This is a genomic window from Bradyrhizobium liaoningense, from assembly GCF_018130955.1.
GTDB lineage: Bacteria > Pseudomonadota > Alphaproteobacteria > Rhizobiales > Xanthobacteraceae > Bradyrhizobium > Bradyrhizobium liaoningense_C.
This window is the reverse complement of sequence record NZ_JAFCJM010000003.1, coordinates 222,889-239,777: the sequence shown is the minus strand read 5'-3', so window position 1 is coordinate 239,777 and position 16,889 is coordinate 222,889. Positions and strand designations below refer to the sequence as shown.

At 64.6% G+C, this 16,889-nt stretch carries 14 protein-coding genes; 6 read left to right on the top strand and 8 right to left on the bottom strand.

Going from position 1 to position 16,889, the window contains the following annotated elements:
• Window positions 1–6: 6 nt before the first annotated feature.
• Complete coding sequence (locus JQ632_RS04130) at window positions 7–996, bottom strand: NAD-dependent epimerase (RefSeq protein ID WP_212400994.1); 990 nt, start codon at window positions 994–996, stop codon at window positions 7–9.
• A 239-nt stretch (window positions 997–1,235) separates the two neighbouring features.
• On the opposite strand from JQ632_RS04130, the gene JQ632_RS04125 reads away from it, so the two are divergent.
• Both JQ632_RS04125 and JQ632_RS04120 read left to right on the top strand, forming a co-directional pair.
• Complete coding sequence (locus JQ632_RS04125) at window positions 1,236–2,195, top strand: lysylphosphatidylglycerol synthase transmembrane domain-containing protein (RefSeq protein ID WP_212400993.1); 960 nt, start codon at window positions 1,236–1,238, stop codon at window positions 2,193–2,195.
• A 105-nt stretch (window positions 2,196–2,300) separates the two neighbouring features.
• A complete protein-coding gene (locus JQ632_RS04120; RefSeq protein WP_212400992.1) occupies window positions 2,301–3,041 on the top strand; it encodes a glycosyltransferase family 2 protein in 741 nt (246 codons plus the stop codon).
• Here JQ632_RS04120 and JQ632_RS04115 read toward each other — a convergent pair.
• From JQ632_RS04115 to rfaD, 4 genes are all read right to left on the bottom strand, one after another.
• Window positions 3,016–4,989 (bottom strand): SDR family NAD(P)-dependent oxidoreductase, encoded by a 1,974-nt coding sequence (locus tag JQ632_RS04115; RefSeq protein ID WP_212400991.1) that lies wholly within the window; start codon window positions 4,987–4,989, stop codon window positions 3,016–3,018. The two genes, JQ632_RS04120 and JQ632_RS04115, sit on opposite strands and share 26 nt — an antisense overlap.
• An 83-nt stretch (window positions 4,990–5,072) precedes the next feature.
• Window positions 5,073–6,353 carry an O-antigen ligase family protein gene (locus JQ632_RS04110; RefSeq protein WP_312015560.1) on the bottom strand — a complete coding sequence of 427 codons (1,281 nt, stop codon included), beginning with the start codon at window positions 6,351–6,353 and terminating at the stop codon, window positions 5,073–5,075.
• The gene (gene rfaE1 / locus JQ632_RS04105) at window positions 6,350–7,834 is read right to left on the bottom strand and encodes a D-glycero-beta-D-manno-heptose-7-phosphate kinase (protein WP_212400990.1); all 1,485 of its coding nucleotides are present in this window, start codon (window positions 7,832–7,834) and stop codon (window positions 6,350–6,352) included. Before rfaE1 ends, JQ632_RS04110 begins: the two co-directional genes overlap by 4 nt.
• A 280-nt stretch (window positions 7,835–8,114) precedes the next feature.
• On the bottom strand, window positions 8,115–9,095 hold the full coding sequence (gene rfaD / locus JQ632_RS04100) for an ADP-glyceromanno-heptose 6-epimerase (RefSeq protein ID WP_212400989.1): 981 nt from the start codon (window positions 9,093–9,095) through the stop codon (window positions 8,115–8,117).
• 177 nt (window positions 9,096–9,272) lie between these two features.
• On the opposite strand from rfaD, the gene waaF reads away from it, so the two are divergent.
• The gene (gene waaF, locus JQ632_RS04095) at window positions 9,273–10,343 is read left to right on the top strand and encodes a lipopolysaccharide heptosyltransferase II (RefSeq protein WP_212400988.1); all 1,071 of its coding nucleotides are present in this window, start codon (window positions 9,273–9,275) and stop codon (window positions 10,341–10,343) included.
• 171 nt (window positions 10,344–10,514) lie between these two features.
• On the opposite strand, the gene JQ632_RS04090 is transcribed toward waaF, so the two are convergent.
• Entirely contained in the window at window positions 10,515–11,552 is a 1,038-nt protein-coding gene (locus JQ632_RS04090; RefSeq protein ID WP_212400987.1) for a glycosyltransferase family 4 protein, read from the bottom strand.
• Window positions 11,553–11,679: 127 nt separating this feature from the next.
• Here JQ632_RS04090 and galE point away from each other — a divergent pair, with 127 nt between their 5' ends.
• The 3 genes from galE (at window position 11,680) to JQ632_RS04075 (ending at window position 15,352) form a co-directional block, all read left to right on the top strand.
• On the top strand, window positions 11,680–12,693 hold the full coding sequence (galE, locus tag JQ632_RS04085; RefSeq protein WP_212400986.1) for a UDP-glucose 4-epimerase GalE: 1,014 nt from the start codon (window positions 11,680–11,682) through the stop codon (window positions 12,691–12,693).
• Between the two features lie 119 nt (window positions 12,694–12,812).
• The gene (locus JQ632_RS04080) at window positions 12,813–14,615 is read left to right on the top strand and encodes an ABC transporter ATP-binding protein (protein WP_212400985.1); all 1,803 of its coding nucleotides are present in this window, start codon (window positions 12,813–12,815) and stop codon (window positions 14,613–14,615) included.
• Between the two features lie 35 nt (window positions 14,616–14,650).
• On the top strand, window positions 14,651–15,352 hold the full coding sequence (locus JQ632_RS04075) for a fumarylacetoacetate hydrolase family protein (RefSeq protein WP_212400984.1): 702 nt from the start codon (window positions 14,651–14,653) through the stop codon (window positions 15,350–15,352).
• A 103-nt stretch (window positions 15,353–15,455) separates the two neighbouring features.
• Here JQ632_RS04075 and JQ632_RS04070 read toward each other — a convergent pair whose 3' ends face one another.
• Together JQ632_RS04070 and JQ632_RS04065 are read right to left on the bottom strand one after the other, a co-directional pair.
• The gene (locus tag JQ632_RS04070) at window positions 15,456–15,914 is read right to left on the bottom strand and encodes a nuclear transport factor 2 family protein (RefSeq protein WP_212400983.1); all 459 of its coding nucleotides are present in this window, start codon (window positions 15,912–15,914) and stop codon (window positions 15,456–15,458) included.
• 8 nt (window positions 15,915–15,922) lie between these two features.
• Complete coding sequence (locus JQ632_RS04065; RefSeq protein WP_212400982.1) at window positions 15,923–16,852, bottom strand: aspartyl/asparaginyl beta-hydroxylase domain-containing protein; 930 nt, start codon at window positions 16,850–16,852, stop codon at window positions 15,923–15,925.
• Window positions 16,853–16,889 lie beyond the last annotated feature (37 nt).

Below are 16,889 nucleotides of genomic sequence, written 5' to 3'. Positions count from 1 at the left end.
GTCATCTCAGACCTTGTAATAGTCGCGATACCAGGCGACGAAATTTCGGACGCCGTCCTCGATCGGGGTCGACGGTGCAAATCCGGTATCGCGCATCAGATCGGCGACATCAGCGAAAGTTGCGGGCACGTCTCCCGGCTGCATCGGCAGCATTTCCTTGATTGCGGTCCGGCCCAATGCGCGCTCGATGAGCCCGACCACGTGCATCAGTTCCTCCGGATGGTGGTTGCCGACATTGTAGATCTTGGACGGCGCATTGGCGGCAGCCGGATTGTCCGTGGGGATCCGTGCGATCAGCCTTGATACTACACGGGTGACATCGTCGACATAGGTGAAGTCGCGACGCATCTTGCCATGGTTAAAGAGCCGGATCGGTCGTCCTTCCATGATCGCGTTTACGAACAGAAACATGGCCATGTCGGGGCGGCCCCACGGCCCGTAGATGGTGAAGAACCGCAATCCCGTGACGGGCAGCCGATACAGATGGCTGTAGGACTGCGCCATGGCCTCGTTGGCCTTCTTGGTCGCGGCGTAGAAACTGACCGGATGATCGGTCCTGTCGTCCTCGGCGAACGGCATTTTTGTGTTGCCGCCGTAAACGGACGATGACGATGCGTAGACGAGATGACGACAACCGTTCCGCCGGCATCCCTCCAGCACGTTGAGAAAGCCCTGGAGGTTGGAATCGACATAGGCCTGCGGATTGTCGATCGAGTAGCGCACGCCGGCCTGGGCGCCGAGATGAACGACGGTGGCAAACCGGTGCTTGCCAAACAGATCAGCCATGGATTCGCGATCCGCAAGGTCGATCTGCTCGAAGGAGAAGCCGCGCTCTGCGCGCAGGACATCGAGCCGCGCGCGCTTCAACGCGGGATCGTAATAGCTGTTGAGATTGTCGAGGCCGATCACCGGCCGGCCTTCGGCCAGGAGCTGGCGGGCAACGTGAAAACCGATGAAACCGGCGGCCCCCGTAACCAAAATCGCCTGATCCGTCATCCTGTTCCCAAAGCCCGGGTCCCGGGCTTCCTGTGTGGTGGCGCCAGCTGACGCCTCTTTAGCCAGCGGATCGCGGGGATCGCAAGTGCCGGCCAAGAAACCTGCCAAGAAACCTGCCACGAGTATTGCAGGATCGGGGTATTGCAAGATTGACGCCAAGACCATACCAAGGCGCCCAAATTCGGCGCGCGGCGTCGATTTACGCCTATTCTCAAAAACCCTGTCCAAGTGCGGGCGAGATGCGCCGAATTTTGCTGTCGACGGCCAAGATCGTGATTTCAGCGGCGCTGCTCTACCTGGCGCTCCGCAAGGTCAACCCGTCCGAACTGGTCTCGCGCTTCACCGTGACGAGCCTGTTCTGGATCGCCATGGCGATCGCGGTGACGTTTCTGCAGATCTTCGTCGGCGTGCTGCGGTGGCGCGAGATCAGCGCCGAATGCGGCGCGCCGCTCGAGCTGCCGCGCGCAATGCGCTACAATGTGATCGGAACGTTCTTCAACCAGACCCTGCCCTCCGCAATCGGCGGCGACGCGGTGCGGCTCTGGCTGGTGGCGCGCGCCGGCGCCGGGTGGCGCGCGGCGACCTACTCGATCTTCGTCGATCGCGCCATCGGGCTGATCGCGCTTGCCATCGTGATCGTCGCAAGCCTGCCCTGGAGCTATCGCCTCATCACCGACCCGCAAGGACGCTCGGCTCTGCTGTTCGTGGACCTTGCAGCGCTCGCCGGCGGTCTCGGCTTCCTGGTGTTCGGCGCGCTGACTTGGGGCTGGCTGAAGCGCTGGTGGGCGACCCATCATATTCACGCCTGCGCCGTGATCGCCAACCGGGTGCTGTTCAGTCCGACGCGCGGACCGATCGTGGCAACCCTGTCGCTGCTCGTTCACGTGCTGACGGTCGTGATCGCCTGGTGCATCGTGCAGGCGATCGCAGCACCCGTCGGCTTTGGCGACATCTTCCTGCTCGTTCCGCCGGTCATGCTGATCACCCTGATGCCGATCTCGATCGCCGGCTGGGGCGTGCGCGAGGCGACGATGGGCCTTGCCTTCGGCTTCGCCGGTCTTGCGGCCAACGAAGGCGTCAACATCTCGCTACTGTACGGCGCGGTGTCCTTCATGGTTGGCGCGTTCGGCGGCCTAGTCTGGATCTTCAGCGCGGAAAAAGCCGCGCAGGGCTCAGCGCCGATCGGAAACCGTGAATAAAGCTTCGCTGAACACGCCCCGGCGTGACATTGCAATCTCGAACTATGGCAGTCTCACATTTTCGGTGGCTCCTTATAGAAATTGGCGTCACTTCACGGATTTGAGATGAAGATCAGCGTCATCACAGCCAGCTATAATTCCGAAGCGACGATCGGCACCACCATCGAATCCTTTCTAGGACAAACACATCCCGACAAGGAGATGCTGGTCGTCGACGGGGCGTCCGGGGATTCCACGCTCAAGATCGTGGAGTCGTTTGGCTCCCGCGACATTCGCGTGATTTCCGAGCCCGACAAGGGCGTCTATGACGCCATGAACAAGGGTCTCCGCCTGTACACGGGAGCCGCTGTCGGATTCCTCAATTCGGACGACACATTTCACGACAGCACCGTGTTGGCAGCGATCGCGACCGCCCTGCAAGATGCCGACATCGTCTATGGCGACCTCAATATGGTCACCGACCATCGCACCAAGGCGCTTGTACGCGCCTGGCGTGGCGGCCATTTCAGACGAAATTCGTTTCAGCTGGGCTGGGTTCCCCCACACCCGACATTCTACATGCGCAGGGAAGTGGCACAGAAAGTCGGCGATCACGATCTGAGCTATGTCACGACAGCCGACTACGACTATATGCTTCGTGCACTGGCGCTCAACGATTTCAGGGTCACGTACCTTCCCCGGGTGATCGCGGACTTCCAGATGGGCGGCATCAGCACCAGCGGTTGGCGAGTCACCCTGCGCGGCAATCTGGAGTGCCTTCGGTCCCGCCAAGAACACTTGAATGCACCGTTCATCGATGCTGCGTTCTTCCTGCGCTTTATCAGGCGGATTTTCCAGCTCCGCTGACCGCAACGCTTGCCATTACTTCACTGGGATCTCCAGATTCGGCATTTGACCCGAATTCCGGAACGGCGTCCTTCAGTATAGTCCTGATGGTCGCCCGATCGTCGCGCGCGATCGCCTGTTCGAGGCCTGCGATCCATTTGCGCAAGGTGAGCATCGGCGGCTCGTTGGGCCGCGCGGCCATGATGCCGGCGACCCCGATCTCGACCGTCGGCTCTTCGGATGCGAACAGGATCTCGTTGAGCCGTTCGCCCGGCCGCATGCCGGTGAACGTGATCTCGATGTCGTAGCCGGGCTGCAGGCCCGACAGGCGGATCATGCGCTCGGCCAGATCGACGATCTTCACGGGCTGGCCCATGTTGAGCACGTAGACCGAGACGTTCGAGCGCTTCGCGGCAAGCGCGTGCGTCGCCGCCGTGATCACGAGGTCGCAGGCCTCGCGGATGGTCATGAAGTAGCGGACCATGTCGGGATGCGTGACGGTCACCGGACCGCCGGCCTCGATCTGCGCCTTGAATTTCGGCACGACCGAGCCGTTCGACGCGAGCACGTTGCCGAACCTGACCGAGATGAGCCGCATCGGCGGCCTGCTGCCGCCGGTCTGCATGGACAGATCGTGGTCGAGCGCCTGGCAATACATCTCGGCGAAGCGCTTGGTGAGACCCAGCATCGACACCGGCTCGATCGCCTTGTCGGTCGAGATCATCACCATCGCCTCGGCGCCGGCCGCGAACGCCGCATCGGCGACGTTGATCGAGCCGAAAATGTTGGTCTTGACCCCTTCGCTCCAGTCGCGTTCCAGGATCGGCACGTGCTTGAGCGCCGCGGCATGGAACACGATGTCGGGCTTGAACTCGGCCATCAGCCGCAGCACGCGCTCCCGATCGCGGATATCGGCGATCCGCCCTTCGACGGCGGCACTGGTGCCGTGCTCGGCGAGCGCTTCGGTGATCGCGTACAGCGCCGGCTCGGAATGCTCGACGATCAGGAGGCGGGCCGCGCCGAAGGCCACCACACGTTCGCAGATCTCCGAGCCGATCGATCCGCCGCCGCCGGTGACGATCACGGCCTTGCCCCTGATCAGGGCCTCAAGCCGCGCATAGTCGATGGCCTCGCTCGGGCGCAGCAGCAGATCCTCGACCGCGATCGAGGTCAGCCGCGGCGTGTCCCCGCTCTCCAGCGAGGGCATCCGGCTGACGATCAGGCCCAGCCGCCGCGCCCGCATCAGCACGGATTCGGGATGCGCGTCCGACTCGAACGCCGACGGCGTCATCACCGCGCGCGTAATCGGCTTCTTGCGCTTGGCGTAGTCGGAGATCACGTCCTCGATGTCGTCGATCCCGCCGAGCACCGGCACGTTGCGGATCGACTGGCCGCGATCGGAAGCCGACGGCGACAGCACGCCGACCGGCCAGATGCGCTTGATGGCGCCGCTTTCGATGCCGCGCAGCAGCACCTCGGCATCCGCAGCGCGGCCGATCAGCAGCGTCGGCGCGGCATCCTCGGTCCTGGCGTGCCGCCGCACGCGCGTATAGCGGAAATAGCGGTATGCCAGCCGCAGCGCGCTCAGGAAGGAGATTTCCAGGAACCAATAGAGGACGATGGTCACCTTGCCGAGGAAGAAGGTGCCATGGACGTTAGGCGCCACGAAGATGTAGTCGAGCACCAGGAGGGCGACGGTCAGCACCGTCGAGACGCGGATGATGTTCAGCGCATCCGGCAGCGAGATGAAGCGCCATTTCGTCGTGGTCAGATTGAAGACGAAGAACACGACCACGCTGAAGGCGAGGAAATAGGGCAGGATCGTCAGGAGCAGCGGCAGGCGGATGAAGAAGCCGTCGCCGCCATCGAACCGCAGATAGAACGCGGCAAACAGCGCCGCCGCCGTCGCAAGCAGGTCGTGAAGCGCAATCAGGAAATTGCGCAAGGTGAGATGCGAAAAGCGCGTCATCCGCCGATCGATTTGTATCCGGTTATCCCCAATCTGACCGCGCTGATAGCGCATCTGGCCGCCACTTGCCAGCAATCCGCGTGTCAGGAACCGCCTTCCCCCACAGCGGGATCGGCACGCCGGGCCCCGAGGACCATTCCCCCGGCTATGCCGACGCCGAGCACGTACATCCACCCCTCGTGGAAATCGAACAAATGGGAATTGAACAGCGAGGTGAAGATGTTCTGGACCACCACCAGGAGTCCGATCCAGTTGCCGAGCCCATCGCCGCGAAACAGCAGGAGGTGGAGCATCCACATGGCGTAGAGAATCACCACGCCGATGACACCCCACTGCACCGCCACGTTCAGGGTCTGGTTATGGGGATTGCCGATGATCTCACTGGAGGCCTGGTCGCGACCGCCGGTCGCGGCAAGCTCGAACAGCCTGCGGGTCGATCCGGTTCCATGCCCCTTGATCGGCGCCTCCGCAAAGAAGCCGAGCGATTTCCGCCAGAATTCGAGCCGCAGCCCGACCGAGGTCGAGGTGCCCTGCTCCTTGTAGAGCCGGTACTGGCTGGAGAAGGTTTCCACGGTGCTGCGCAACTGGGGCGAAGTTTGCCAGGCAAGCAGCGAGATGGTGAGAAGCGCGCCGGCGATGATGAGGATGCTGCGCCATTTCAGGTGAAGCAGCGCAAAGACCGCCAGCATGATCGGCACGGTGACGAGCGCGGTGCGCGAGACCACCACGAAGGCCATGTTGGCGAGGAAGCTCAGCGCGACCGCGGTCAGCAGACCCGCGAGCCAGAACCTTTTCTCGCGCACCAGCAGCACGATCGGATAGGCGAGCGCCACCGCGCAGAGCGTGAATTCCTGGCTCTGGTCGATGTAGTTCTTGACGAAGATGCCGTGCACGTAGTCGGGCTTCAGCGACAGGTTCGGGTAGAAGGCGACGAGCCACGACATGACTGAGAGCAGCGCGCAGGAGACCAGGAAGGCGATGAACACAATGTGCCCGCGCGATGAACGCTCGAAATGATAGAGCAGCACCGGCAGCACGAGCAGCTTGACCGTTGGATTCACCGCATGGAGCCGCGCACCCCAGGGCGCGTCAGACCACAGGGTGCCGACCAGCGCGAGCAGGAACAACGCGATCGGCGCCGCGCAGATCGGACGCTTCAGCGATTCGAGGAACGCCTTGAGGTCGAGAAACGGCACCATGCAGACCAGCAGCGCCGCATTGAAGATCGCCGGGAGCGACGTCGACCAGGGCAGCGAGGCCGCAGTCAGGATGGCGAACACATCGACGGTGTCTGCCCACGCCGCCGGGCTGCGCAGCCGCCGCAACAGCATCGCGGACGTCGTCTCCCGCACCAGCGCCGTCACTTGCCGCCGCTCCGGGCACGATCGACCAGCGAAGTCGTGCTGAACCCCTGCAGGATATCGACCAGCATCACCGCTCCGCCCGCGGCCTCGACGACCTCGTGGCCGACGACCCCCTCGCGGGTGTAGTCGCCGCCCTTGACCAGCACGCTCGGCCGGATCTGCGTGATCAGCCGGATCGGCGTGTCCTCTTCGAAGATGGCGACGAGATCGACGGCTTCGAGCGCTGCGAGCACTTCCGCGCGCGCGCGCTCGTCCTGGACCGGACGGCCCTCGCCCTTCAATCGTCGCACCGACGCGTCGCTGTTCAGGCCGACGATCAGCCGGTCGCAGGCCGCGCGCGCAGCCGTGAGCACTTTCACATGGCCGGGGTGCAGGATGTCGAAGCAGCCATTGGTGAAGCCGACGCGCAGGCCCTGCTTGCGCCACTCTGCGAGTTGCGCATCGAGCGCACCGGCCTCGAGCACGATCTTTTCTTCGGCAGCGAGATAGGCGTGCGGCAGGATTTTCCGGCGCAGCTCGGCCGCGCTCACGCTCGCCGTGCCCTGCTTGCCGACGGCGACCGCGGCCGCCGCATTCGCCATCCGCAGCGCGGTCTCCCAGTCGGCCCCTGCCGCAAGCGACGTTGCCAGCACGGCGGCAACGGTGTCGCCCGCGCCGGAGACGTCACGCACCTTCACCGGATGTGCCGGAACGTGGATGGCCTCGCCGCTCCGCGGCACCAGCGTCATGCCGCGCTCGCTCTGCGTCACCAGGATCGCTTCGCAATCAGCGAGCTGCATGACGTCCTGCGCGGCAGCAGCGATGCTTTGCTCGCTGTCGGCGCGGCTGCGGGTGGCCTCCGAAAACTCCTTGCGGTTGGGCGTGAGCAACGTGGCACCGCGATAGATCGCAAAATTCATGCTCTTGGGATCGACGATGACGCGCTTGCCGAGTTTTCGCGCACCGTCGATCGTGTGGCGGATCACGCGCGCGGTCAGCACGCCCTTGGCGTAATCGGACAGCAGCACGATGTCGGCGCGGGCAAGCTGCGGCAGGATCGCCTCGATCAGCTTCTGCTCGACCTCGGCGGATGCCGGTGCCGCCTGCTCCCAATCCGCCCGCAGCATGTGGGTCGAGAAATGCTCGGAGACGAAGCGCACCTTGCGGGTGGTCGGCCGGGCGGGATCGCACACCAGAATGCTCTCGACATCGGCTTCGTCGGAGAGCGCGGCTTTCAGGCGCGTTGCGGCCTCATCCGCGCCGACCAGGCCGACGAAGATGCATCGCGCGCCGAGCGCTGCGACATTGCGCGCGACGTTGCCGGCGCCCCCAATATGGTGCTCGCTGCGCTGGGCCGCGATGACGGGCGCCGGCGCCTCCGGCGAGATCCGCGACACCTCGCCATAGACGAACTCGTCGAGCATGAGGTCGCCGATACAGAGCACCGTGCGGCTCTTCATGGCTTGCGAGAGGGCGTCAAAATCGATCATCGGCGTCGGCATGGTTTTCTAGCCCACGAGGAAATCAGGCACGATTGCAGCCGCGGCGGAAGTGCGCTCCCTCTCCCGCTTGCGGGAGAGGGTTGGGGTGAGGGTGTCACCGCAATCGAGAACCCCCAAGAGGAGAGAGCCCTCACCCGCGCCTTCGGCATAGCCGAGGCTTCGCCTCGGCGTTCTCTTGAAGGACGGCCGCAGCGGGCGGCCTATGCCTCTCCCGCAAGCGGGAGAGGTTAAGGAGCCCGTGGCCAGATCGATCAAACCGAACGCGATCATGCTCTGGCCCTCAGCGGAAGCGATCGGGCTGATCGAGATAGCCCCTGACATAGGCCGAAACCGCGTCCTCGAGCGCCGTGAAGCCGCCGTTATAGCCGGCGCGACAGAGGCGATCGACCTCGCTCTGGGTGAAGTATTGATAGCTGCCGCGAATCTGCTCGGGCATGTCGACATACTCGATGTTCGGCTTGCTGCCGAGCGCCGCGTAAGCCGAGAGGATCAGATCCCTGAAGCTCCGCGCCTTGCCCGTTCCGACGTTGAAGAGGCCGGACACGGAGGGCGCAGCGAGCAGCCACAGGATGACGCGGACGACGTCATCGACATAGATGAAATCGCGCCGCTGGTCGCCGTCGGCGATGCCGTCGCGATGCGACTTGAAGAGCTGCACGACGCGCCCCGCCCGGATGTCGTCGAAGCGGCGCGCCAGCACGCTCATCATCGTGCCCTTGTGATATTCGTTCGGGCCGAACACGTTGAAGAACTTCAATCCAGCGCATTGCGGCGGCAGCTTCTCGCCACGCGCCACGCGTTCGGCCACCGCCAGGTCGAACAGATGCTTGCTCCAGCCGTAGAGATTCATCGGCCGCAGTTTTTTCAGCGCTGGCAACGAGGCGTCGTCGCCGAAGCCGGCCTCGCCGTCGCCATAGGTTGCGGCCGACGAGGCGTAGATGAACGGCACCGCATTCGCCGTGCACCAGTCCAGGAGCCGCATCGACAGGCGAAAGTTGGTCTCGATCACGAGGTCGCCGTCGGTCGCGGTGGTTTCCGAAATGGCCCCGAGATGGATGACGGCGTCGAGCTTGCGCCCGTTCAGCCAGGCAAGGAGCTCGGCCGGCGGCACGATGTCGGCGAGCTGGCGCTTGGCGAGGTTCCGCCACTTGCCGTCGTGGCCGAGGGCGTCGCAGACCACGACGTCGGCGCGGCCGGCGTCGTTGAGCGCGGCCACGACATTCGATCCGATAAAACCGGCCCCACCGGTCACCAGCAACATTCCAAAATCCCTGCCTGATTTCACCCCGGCGAAGTCCTGTCTGGACTCGTCCTGCCCTAGCGCATGATCCGCCAAAGTGTAAGCGGTTTTGGGCCGCCTGCTGTCCCCCGCCTTTACCTGCCGGCCGGGAGCGGCTACCGAACCGCTAGCCAAATCGCCGACCGCAACCATTAACAAATGAATAAAGATTCGCAACTTCAGGGGACCATGGATCCGGATGACACAAGTCCGATCCTGATCATCCCCTATATGTGGATCGGCGATTTCGTGCGCGGACACACCGTGGTGCGGGTCTTGAAGGAGCGCTGGCCGAACCGGCCGGTGGACCTGCTGACCACCTCGCTCTGCGCTCCGCTGGTCGACTACATGCCCGGCGTCCGCGAGGGGATCGTCTGGGACTTGCCGCGCAGTCGGCTCGCCGTGGGACGCCAGTTCGGCCTGGCGAGGCTGCTCCGCGAGCGGAACTACGGCACCGCGCTCGTGCTGCCCCGGACCTGGAAGGCCGCCATTGCCCCCGCGCTGGCCGGCATCCCCGAGCGGGTCGGCTTTGTCGGCGAGGTCCGCTTCGGCCTGATCAACCAATGGCGCTGGGGCGAGAAGCGGCTGCCCCGCTTCATCGACAAGAATGCTTCGCTGGCCCAACCCGACGGCGCGCCGCTGCCCCCCGAATGGCCGGTGCCGCAATTGCGGGTGCCGCCCGAGGACGTCGCCCGCTGGCGGCAGGCCAACGGCCTCAGCGCCGGCGCCGCCGTCGCGCTCGGCCCGGGCTCAGTCGGCGCATCCAAGCGCTGGACCTACTATCCGGAAGCCGCCCGCCAATTCGTCGAGCAGGGCCTTGAGGTCTGGGTCGTCGGCGGCCCCGGCGAGAAGGCGCTGGCCCAGGAGATCGTCGCAGCCGGCGGCCCGCACGTGCGGGACCTGACCGGCACCGATTTGCGCAACGGCGTGCTGGCGATGGCCGCGGCCGGCGTGGCCATCTCCAATGATTCCGGGTTGATGCATATCGCAGCCGCCCTGGGCACGCCGACCATGGGCATCTTCGGCCCGACCAGCCCGTACCTCTGGGCGCCGCTCAACGGCCTTGCCGCCACCGTCGTCCAGAACAAGAGCATTCTGTCGTGCCAGCCCTGCCAGAGCACGATCTGCCGGATGAACGATCACCGCTGCATGCGCGATATCGCAGCGTCAGAGGTCGTCGCGATCGCACAGCGCGTGCTGCAGGAGACGGCCGCGCGCGCCACGACCTGAGTGGCGGGTGCGGCGTCGGGAGCTGCGGGGCGATTTTGGCACCATACCCCCGATTTGCCCGACGCGTCAAGAGAATTTCGTAAAATCCGCAAAGCGTGATCGAAAGCCGATCGGCTACTTTGCATGGGGTTGTTTTCGACATTTTTGTCGGGCGGTCCCGAAAGCACCGGTTCACAGCAGCGGACGATAGACCTCGCCGATCCGCTTGGCTTCCGCATCCAGGCTGAATTGCGCCAGCACCCGCGCCCGTCCTCGCGCTCCCATGGCGAGCGCTGAGGCCGGATCGCGCATCAGCGGCTCCAGCGCGGCGGCCAGCGCATCCGCATTGCCCGGCGGCGTCAGCACGCCGGTGACACCGTCCTCGACCACGAGCTCGGCCGCACCGGCGCGTGAGGCGACGAGCGCAGCTCCCGCCGCCATCGCCTCGATCAGCGTCAGGCCAAAGCCTTCATTGCGCGAGGTGAAGGCGTAGATCGTCAGCCGCTGGTACCAGCGCTGCACGTCCTCGATCGGCAGCTCGCCGGTGATGACGATGCGCGCTTGCAGGCCGGCTATCTCGATCTTCTTCTTCAATTCGTTCGCAAACGGAATCTGCTCCGGCGTGACCGCGCCGACGATGACGGCGGAAAAATCCGGATAGCGCGGCAGCAGCGCGCACATCGCCTCGACGAAGACGTCGCTGCCCTTCTGCGCGCGCACGCGGCCAAAGCAGCCGATCGCGTAACGGCCGGGCAGCGCGGCTTCCGCAAACGCCGCAGCACGGTCGGCGGGCGGCGCGTAAACGTCGGTATCAACCCCGTGCGGAATCACGGTCGCCTTCACCTTCAGGAACGACGCCGAGATATCAGACGTCGCGATGATCGCGTCCATCCGGCGGATCAGCCAGCGCGTGATCCAGCTATGGTGGCGCTGCGCAGCCGACGTGAACACCAGCTTCAACGGCCAGCCGAGCGCGCGTAAGGCGACGCCTGCGATCATCTCGTTGTTGCGGCGCGCGTGCCAGACCAGCGGCGCGGAGCGGCGCCACAGTTTCATGAAATCGGCGCCACTGAGCCGCGCAATTCCCTCCGGCGCGTCGGTGCCGAACCACGCGGCGCGATAAAGCCTTGCGAGCCGCGGCGCGACCATGCGGTTGGTCGCGGTCACGCCGGAATAGCGCCTGTGCAGATTTGGCACGATCACCTGCAATTCGCCGGGAGAATTGGGCACGTCACACTCCGTTTCGCGCAGTTCCTATACGCAACATTAAGCATAGTGACCAGTTCAGCCGCGCCGAAACCCCCTCTTCACCGCACAAACGTTAGCATCCCGCGTTGATCGGAAGACGGGTGAGATCATGACTGTGCTTGTCACCGGCGGTGCCGGCTATATCGGAAGTCACACGGTTCTGGCGCTGGCGGAAGCCGGCGAGGACGTCGTCGTGATCGACGATCTCTCGACCGGCTTCTCGGCTTACTTGCCGGAAGGCGTGCCGCTGTTCATTGGCGATGCCGGCGACGAGAACCTGGTCGAAGGCGTGATCGCCCAGCACAACATCGAGAGCATCGTCCATTTCGCGGGCTCGGTCGTCGTGCCGGATTCGATGCGCGATCCGCTCGGCTACTACCGCAACAATTTCATGACCGCGCGCAATCTGCTCAACGTCGCGGTGAAGCGCGGCATCAACCGTTTCATCTTCTCCTCGACCGCTGCCGTCTACGGCAATCCGGACCAGGTGCCGGTGCCCGAGCACGCGCCGACGCGGCCGCTGTCGCCTTACGGCTCGTCGAAGCTGATGACCGAGATCATGCTGCACGACGTCGCCTCCGCCTACGGCATGCAATATGTCGTGCTGCGCTATTTCAACGTCGCCGGCGCCGATCCGCAGGCGCGCATCGGCCTTGCCACCGTCGGCGCCACGCATCTGCTCAAGATCGCGGTCGAGGCGGCCACCGGCCAGCGCGCCAAGATCGATGTGTTCGGCACCGACTATCCGACGCAGGACGGAAGCTGCATCCGCGACTTCATCCACGTCACCGACCTGTCGCAGGCGCACCGCTCGGCGCTCGCCTACCTGCGCCGCGGCGGCGCCTCGACGACGCTGAATTGCGGCTATGGCCGCGGCTATTCCGTGCTCGAGACCATCGACGCCGTGCGCCGGGTGTCCGGCCGCAGCTTCGCCGTCCAGTATGCCCCGCGCCGGCCGGGCGACATCATGACCATGGTGGCCGACACCAGCCGCATCCGCGGCCTGCTCGACTGGCAGCCGCAATATGACGACCTCGAGACCATCGCGGCCCACGCGCTCGCCTGGGAGGAAAAGCTGTTCCGCGAGCACCATGGCGAGCTCCGGCACGCGGCCTCGGCCTAAAATCCGTGATTGCGCAAGCCCTTAATTGGGCTTGAAAAACCCGCTCTTAGCGGGCACAGAGGCCTTTCGATCCCTGACGCGCGGCCGAATCCTGTCGCCGCCCCGTCAATGGACTACGGATGGCCCAGTTTCCAAAGAAAATCACCGACGATCCCTATGGCGCGGCCGTTCTGATCCGCCGCCTGGTCATGGAACAGGGGATCGCCTATTGGCGGCGCTACCTCACCGCCTTCGCGCTGATGGCGGTGGCCGCCGGCGCGACCGCGGCTGCGACCTATGTGCTCGGCCAGGTCATCAACCAGGCCTATGTCGACAAGAACGTCGCCGGCATCGCGATGCTGTCCGGCGTCACGGTGATCCTGCTGTTCATCAAGGGCGTGGCGACCTACGGCCACACCGTGATCCTGTCCAAGATCTCCAACGCCATCCTCGCCAACAACCAGCGCCAGCTCTTCGCAAAACTGATGCGCGAAAGCATCGGCTTCTTCTCCGAGCGGCATTCGTCGGAATTCCTGGCGCGGCTGACGGCCGGCGCGAAATCGATCACCGACGTGCTCAACATGCTCGTCAACGCGATCGGGCGCGATTTCATGATGCTGGCCAGCATGATCGCCGTGATGGTGTGGCAGGATCCGCTGATGTCGTTCATCGGCCTCGTGGTGGTCCCGCCGGCGATGCTGGTGCTGCGCAAGCTCGTCAAGCGCATCAAGGGCCTCGCCTACAATCAGTTCACCGGCACCGCCGACATCCTGGAGACCATGCAGGAATCGCTGCAGGGCATCCGCACCGTCAAGGCGTTCACGCTGGAAGAGACGATGCAGAGCCGCATCGACGAGAACATCGCGATCGTCGAGCGCAACGCCAACAAGATGGCGCGCGTCGCCAACCGCTCCAATCCGTTGATGGAGATGCTCGGCGGCTTTGCGGTGGCCGGCTGCCTGCTCTATGGCGGCTACAGCGTCGTCGCGCTCGGCGCCACGCCCGGCCAGTTCTTCTCCTTCATGACCGCCTTCCTGATGGCGACCGAGCCTGCCAAGCGGCTGGCGCGGCTCAATATCGACCTCAACAGCCAGCTCGTCGGCGCGCGCATGCTGCTCGAGGTCGTCGACAGCCCCGCGAGCGAGCATTCCGACGAAGACAAGCCGGCGCTGAAGCTGTCCGATGCGCGCATCGAGTTCAACGACGTCAGCTTCGCCTATCGCGCGGGCGAGACCGTGCTCAACCGCATGAGCTTCGTGGCCGAGCCCGGCAAGGTCACGGCGCTGGTCGGTCCGTCCGGCGGCGGCAAGTCCACGGTGCTCGCGTTGATCTTGCGCTTCTACGAGGCGACGCAGGGCGACATCTTGATCGACGGCCAGTCGATCGCATCGGTCTCGCGAAAGTCGCTGCGGGCCCAGACCGCCTATGTCGGCCAGGACGTCTATCTGTTCCGCGACACCATCCGCAACAACATCGCCTTCGGCAAACCGGGCGCGAGCGAGGAGCAGATCATCGACGCCGCCAAGGCCGCCTGCGCGCATGATTTCATCATGGGCTTCCCGCTCGGCTACGACACGCCGGTCGGCGAGCACGGCACCCAGCTCTCCGGCGGCCAACGGCAGCGCATCGCCGTCGCCCGCGCGCTGATTAAGAACGCCCCGATCATCTTGCTGGACGAGGCCACTGCGGCGCTCGATTCCGAGTCCGAGAAGCAGGTGCAGGAGGCGATCGAGCATCTCTGCCGGAACCGCACCACCATCGTGATCGCCCATCGCCTGCACACCATCATGCACGCCGATGCGATCCTGGTGGTCGAAGGCGGCGAGATCGTCGAGCAGGGCCGGCACGACGAGCTGCTCCGCCGCTCCGGCCGCTACGCCTCCTTCTTCCGCCTGCAACACCACGACGCCGGCACGCTGGCGCCCATCAGCGCCACCGCATAGGATTGCTTTCACCTCCCGAGCAGCGAGATCGCTTCATGAACGCCGCCTCCTACGTCATCCCGCTTCCGCCCCAGGCATCGCTCCCCGTCGTCGGCGAGTCCGGACGTTATCCGGTGCGCCGCATCTGGTGCGTCGGCCGCAACTATCTCGAGCACATCCGCGAGATGGGCAATGACGAGCGGGCGCCGCCGTTCTTCTTCGCCAAGCACGCCGACATGCTGGTGCCGGACGGCGCCACCATCCCCTACCCGCCGCTGACCAAGGATCTGCATCACGAGGTCGAGCTGATCGTCGCGATGAAGAGCGGCGGCCTCAACATCCCCGCCGACAAGGCGCTCGACCACGTCTACGGCTATGCCGTCGGCATCGACCTCACCCGCCGCGACCTCCAGATCGCCTCGCGCAAGAAGGAGCGTCCCTGGGAGGTCGGCAAGTCGTTCGACTATTCGGCGCCCTGCTCCGCGGTGCAGCCGGCCACGAAGATCGGCCATCCCGCGAAGGGCAAGATCTGGCTCACCGTCAACGGCAAGGAAGCCCAGAAGGGCGACCTCACCGAACTGATCTGGAACGTGCCCGAGATCATCTGGCAGCTCTCGCAACAGGTGAAGCTCGCCGCCGGCGACATCATCATGACGGGCACGCCGGCCGGCGTCTCCCAGCTCCAGCCCGGCGACCAGCTCGAATGCGGCGTCGACGGCGTCGGCACGCTGAAGGTCGCGATCGGCAAGCCGGAATAGAGCTCGAATCGTAGGGCGGATTAGCGTTAGCGTAATCCGCCACTTTCGCTTCCGGCTCGGGCAGGATGGCGGATTACGCTTCGCTAATCCGCCCTACGCACTGTTACCAGGCTTTGACAGGCCGATTGGCGTGGCTGACCTGCGGCACGCCGCGATTGAGCGACATGTGGGAGTGCACACACAGCCAGCCGTCGGCGGTTCTGGAAAACACCATCGTCGCCCGTCCCGGCCGCGGAAACGGGCTGCCGTCGGAATGATAGCCCGTGCTCGTCCACGGTGCGATCACGGTCGCCATCGTGCCGTCAGGGGACGCCAGGATCGAGGTCTGCTCGAGGACAAAGCGGAAATCGGTGGTCTTCGGCCAGACGTTGTCCCACTGCGTCACGACCCATTGATCGAGCCCCGGGATGACGTCGTTATGCGTGCCGAAGGCCAGCACATCCGGGTGGAACAGCGGCTTGGCCGAGGCGTAGTCGACCTCGCGGACATAGCCCGCGAAGGTTTCGAGCCAGTTGCGGAAGAATTGCTCTATCTCGGCGTTCGCGGTCGGCAACGGCGCCATTGCGACGATCACCGCAACGCGGACATCACGATCAGGCCGAGGATCAGCGCCGTCAGCGAATATTTCAGCGTGTAGTAGACGCTGCGATTCCATTCCTTGACCTTGCGGCTCCCGAGATGGATCTCGTAGAGCTTGCCGAAGACCTTGTTGAGCGCGCCGACATTCTCGCCGTCGACGTTCTGCGTCGCCGAGGCCTTGACGATGTGATGGCTGACCCAGCGGTTCATCGCGGTCATGAAGCCGTACTTCATGGGACGCTCGACGTCGCAGAACAGGATGATGCGGTTGACGTCGGTCGCATTCTCGGCGCTGTGGATGAATGTCTCGTCGAACATGAAGGCTTCGCCGTCGCGCCAGACGCATTCGACGCCGTCGACGAGGATGCGGCACTTGTTCGAGTTCGGCGTCACGAGGCCGAGGTGATAGCGCAGGGATCCTGCGAAGGGATCGCGGTGCGCACCGAGCTTGCCGCCCGGCGGCAGCATCGCGAACATCGCGCCGTGCACGGAGGGAATCGAATTGAGGAGCTCGACGGTCTTCGGGCACAGGGTGCGCGCCGACGGCAGGAAGTCGTCGTACCACTTCAGGTAAAAGCGCTTCCAGCCGCTCTTGAAGAACGAATAGAAGCCCCAGTCGTTGTTCTTGGCGGCCGCGCGGATAAAGCCTTCGTCGAACAGCCGCACCGCCTCGTCGCGGATCGTCTCCCAATTGTCGCGCAGCGGCTTGAGCTCGGGAAACTGCTCGACCGCGATCACCGGCTCGTTCGGCACCGCCGAGCCCGCATACATCAGCACGTTGTAGGGTGCGAGATAGGTCGAATGATCGCCGAGCTGGCGGGCGAAGCGCAGCCGCTGCTTGCCCCGGAAATGGACGTAAATCGTCGATGCCACAAGCACATAGAGGATGACAAGTTGCGGCGCAAAGAGCTGTCTCAGCATTTCCCCGATCCCAAGTGACCCAGCCGGAGATGCGTGT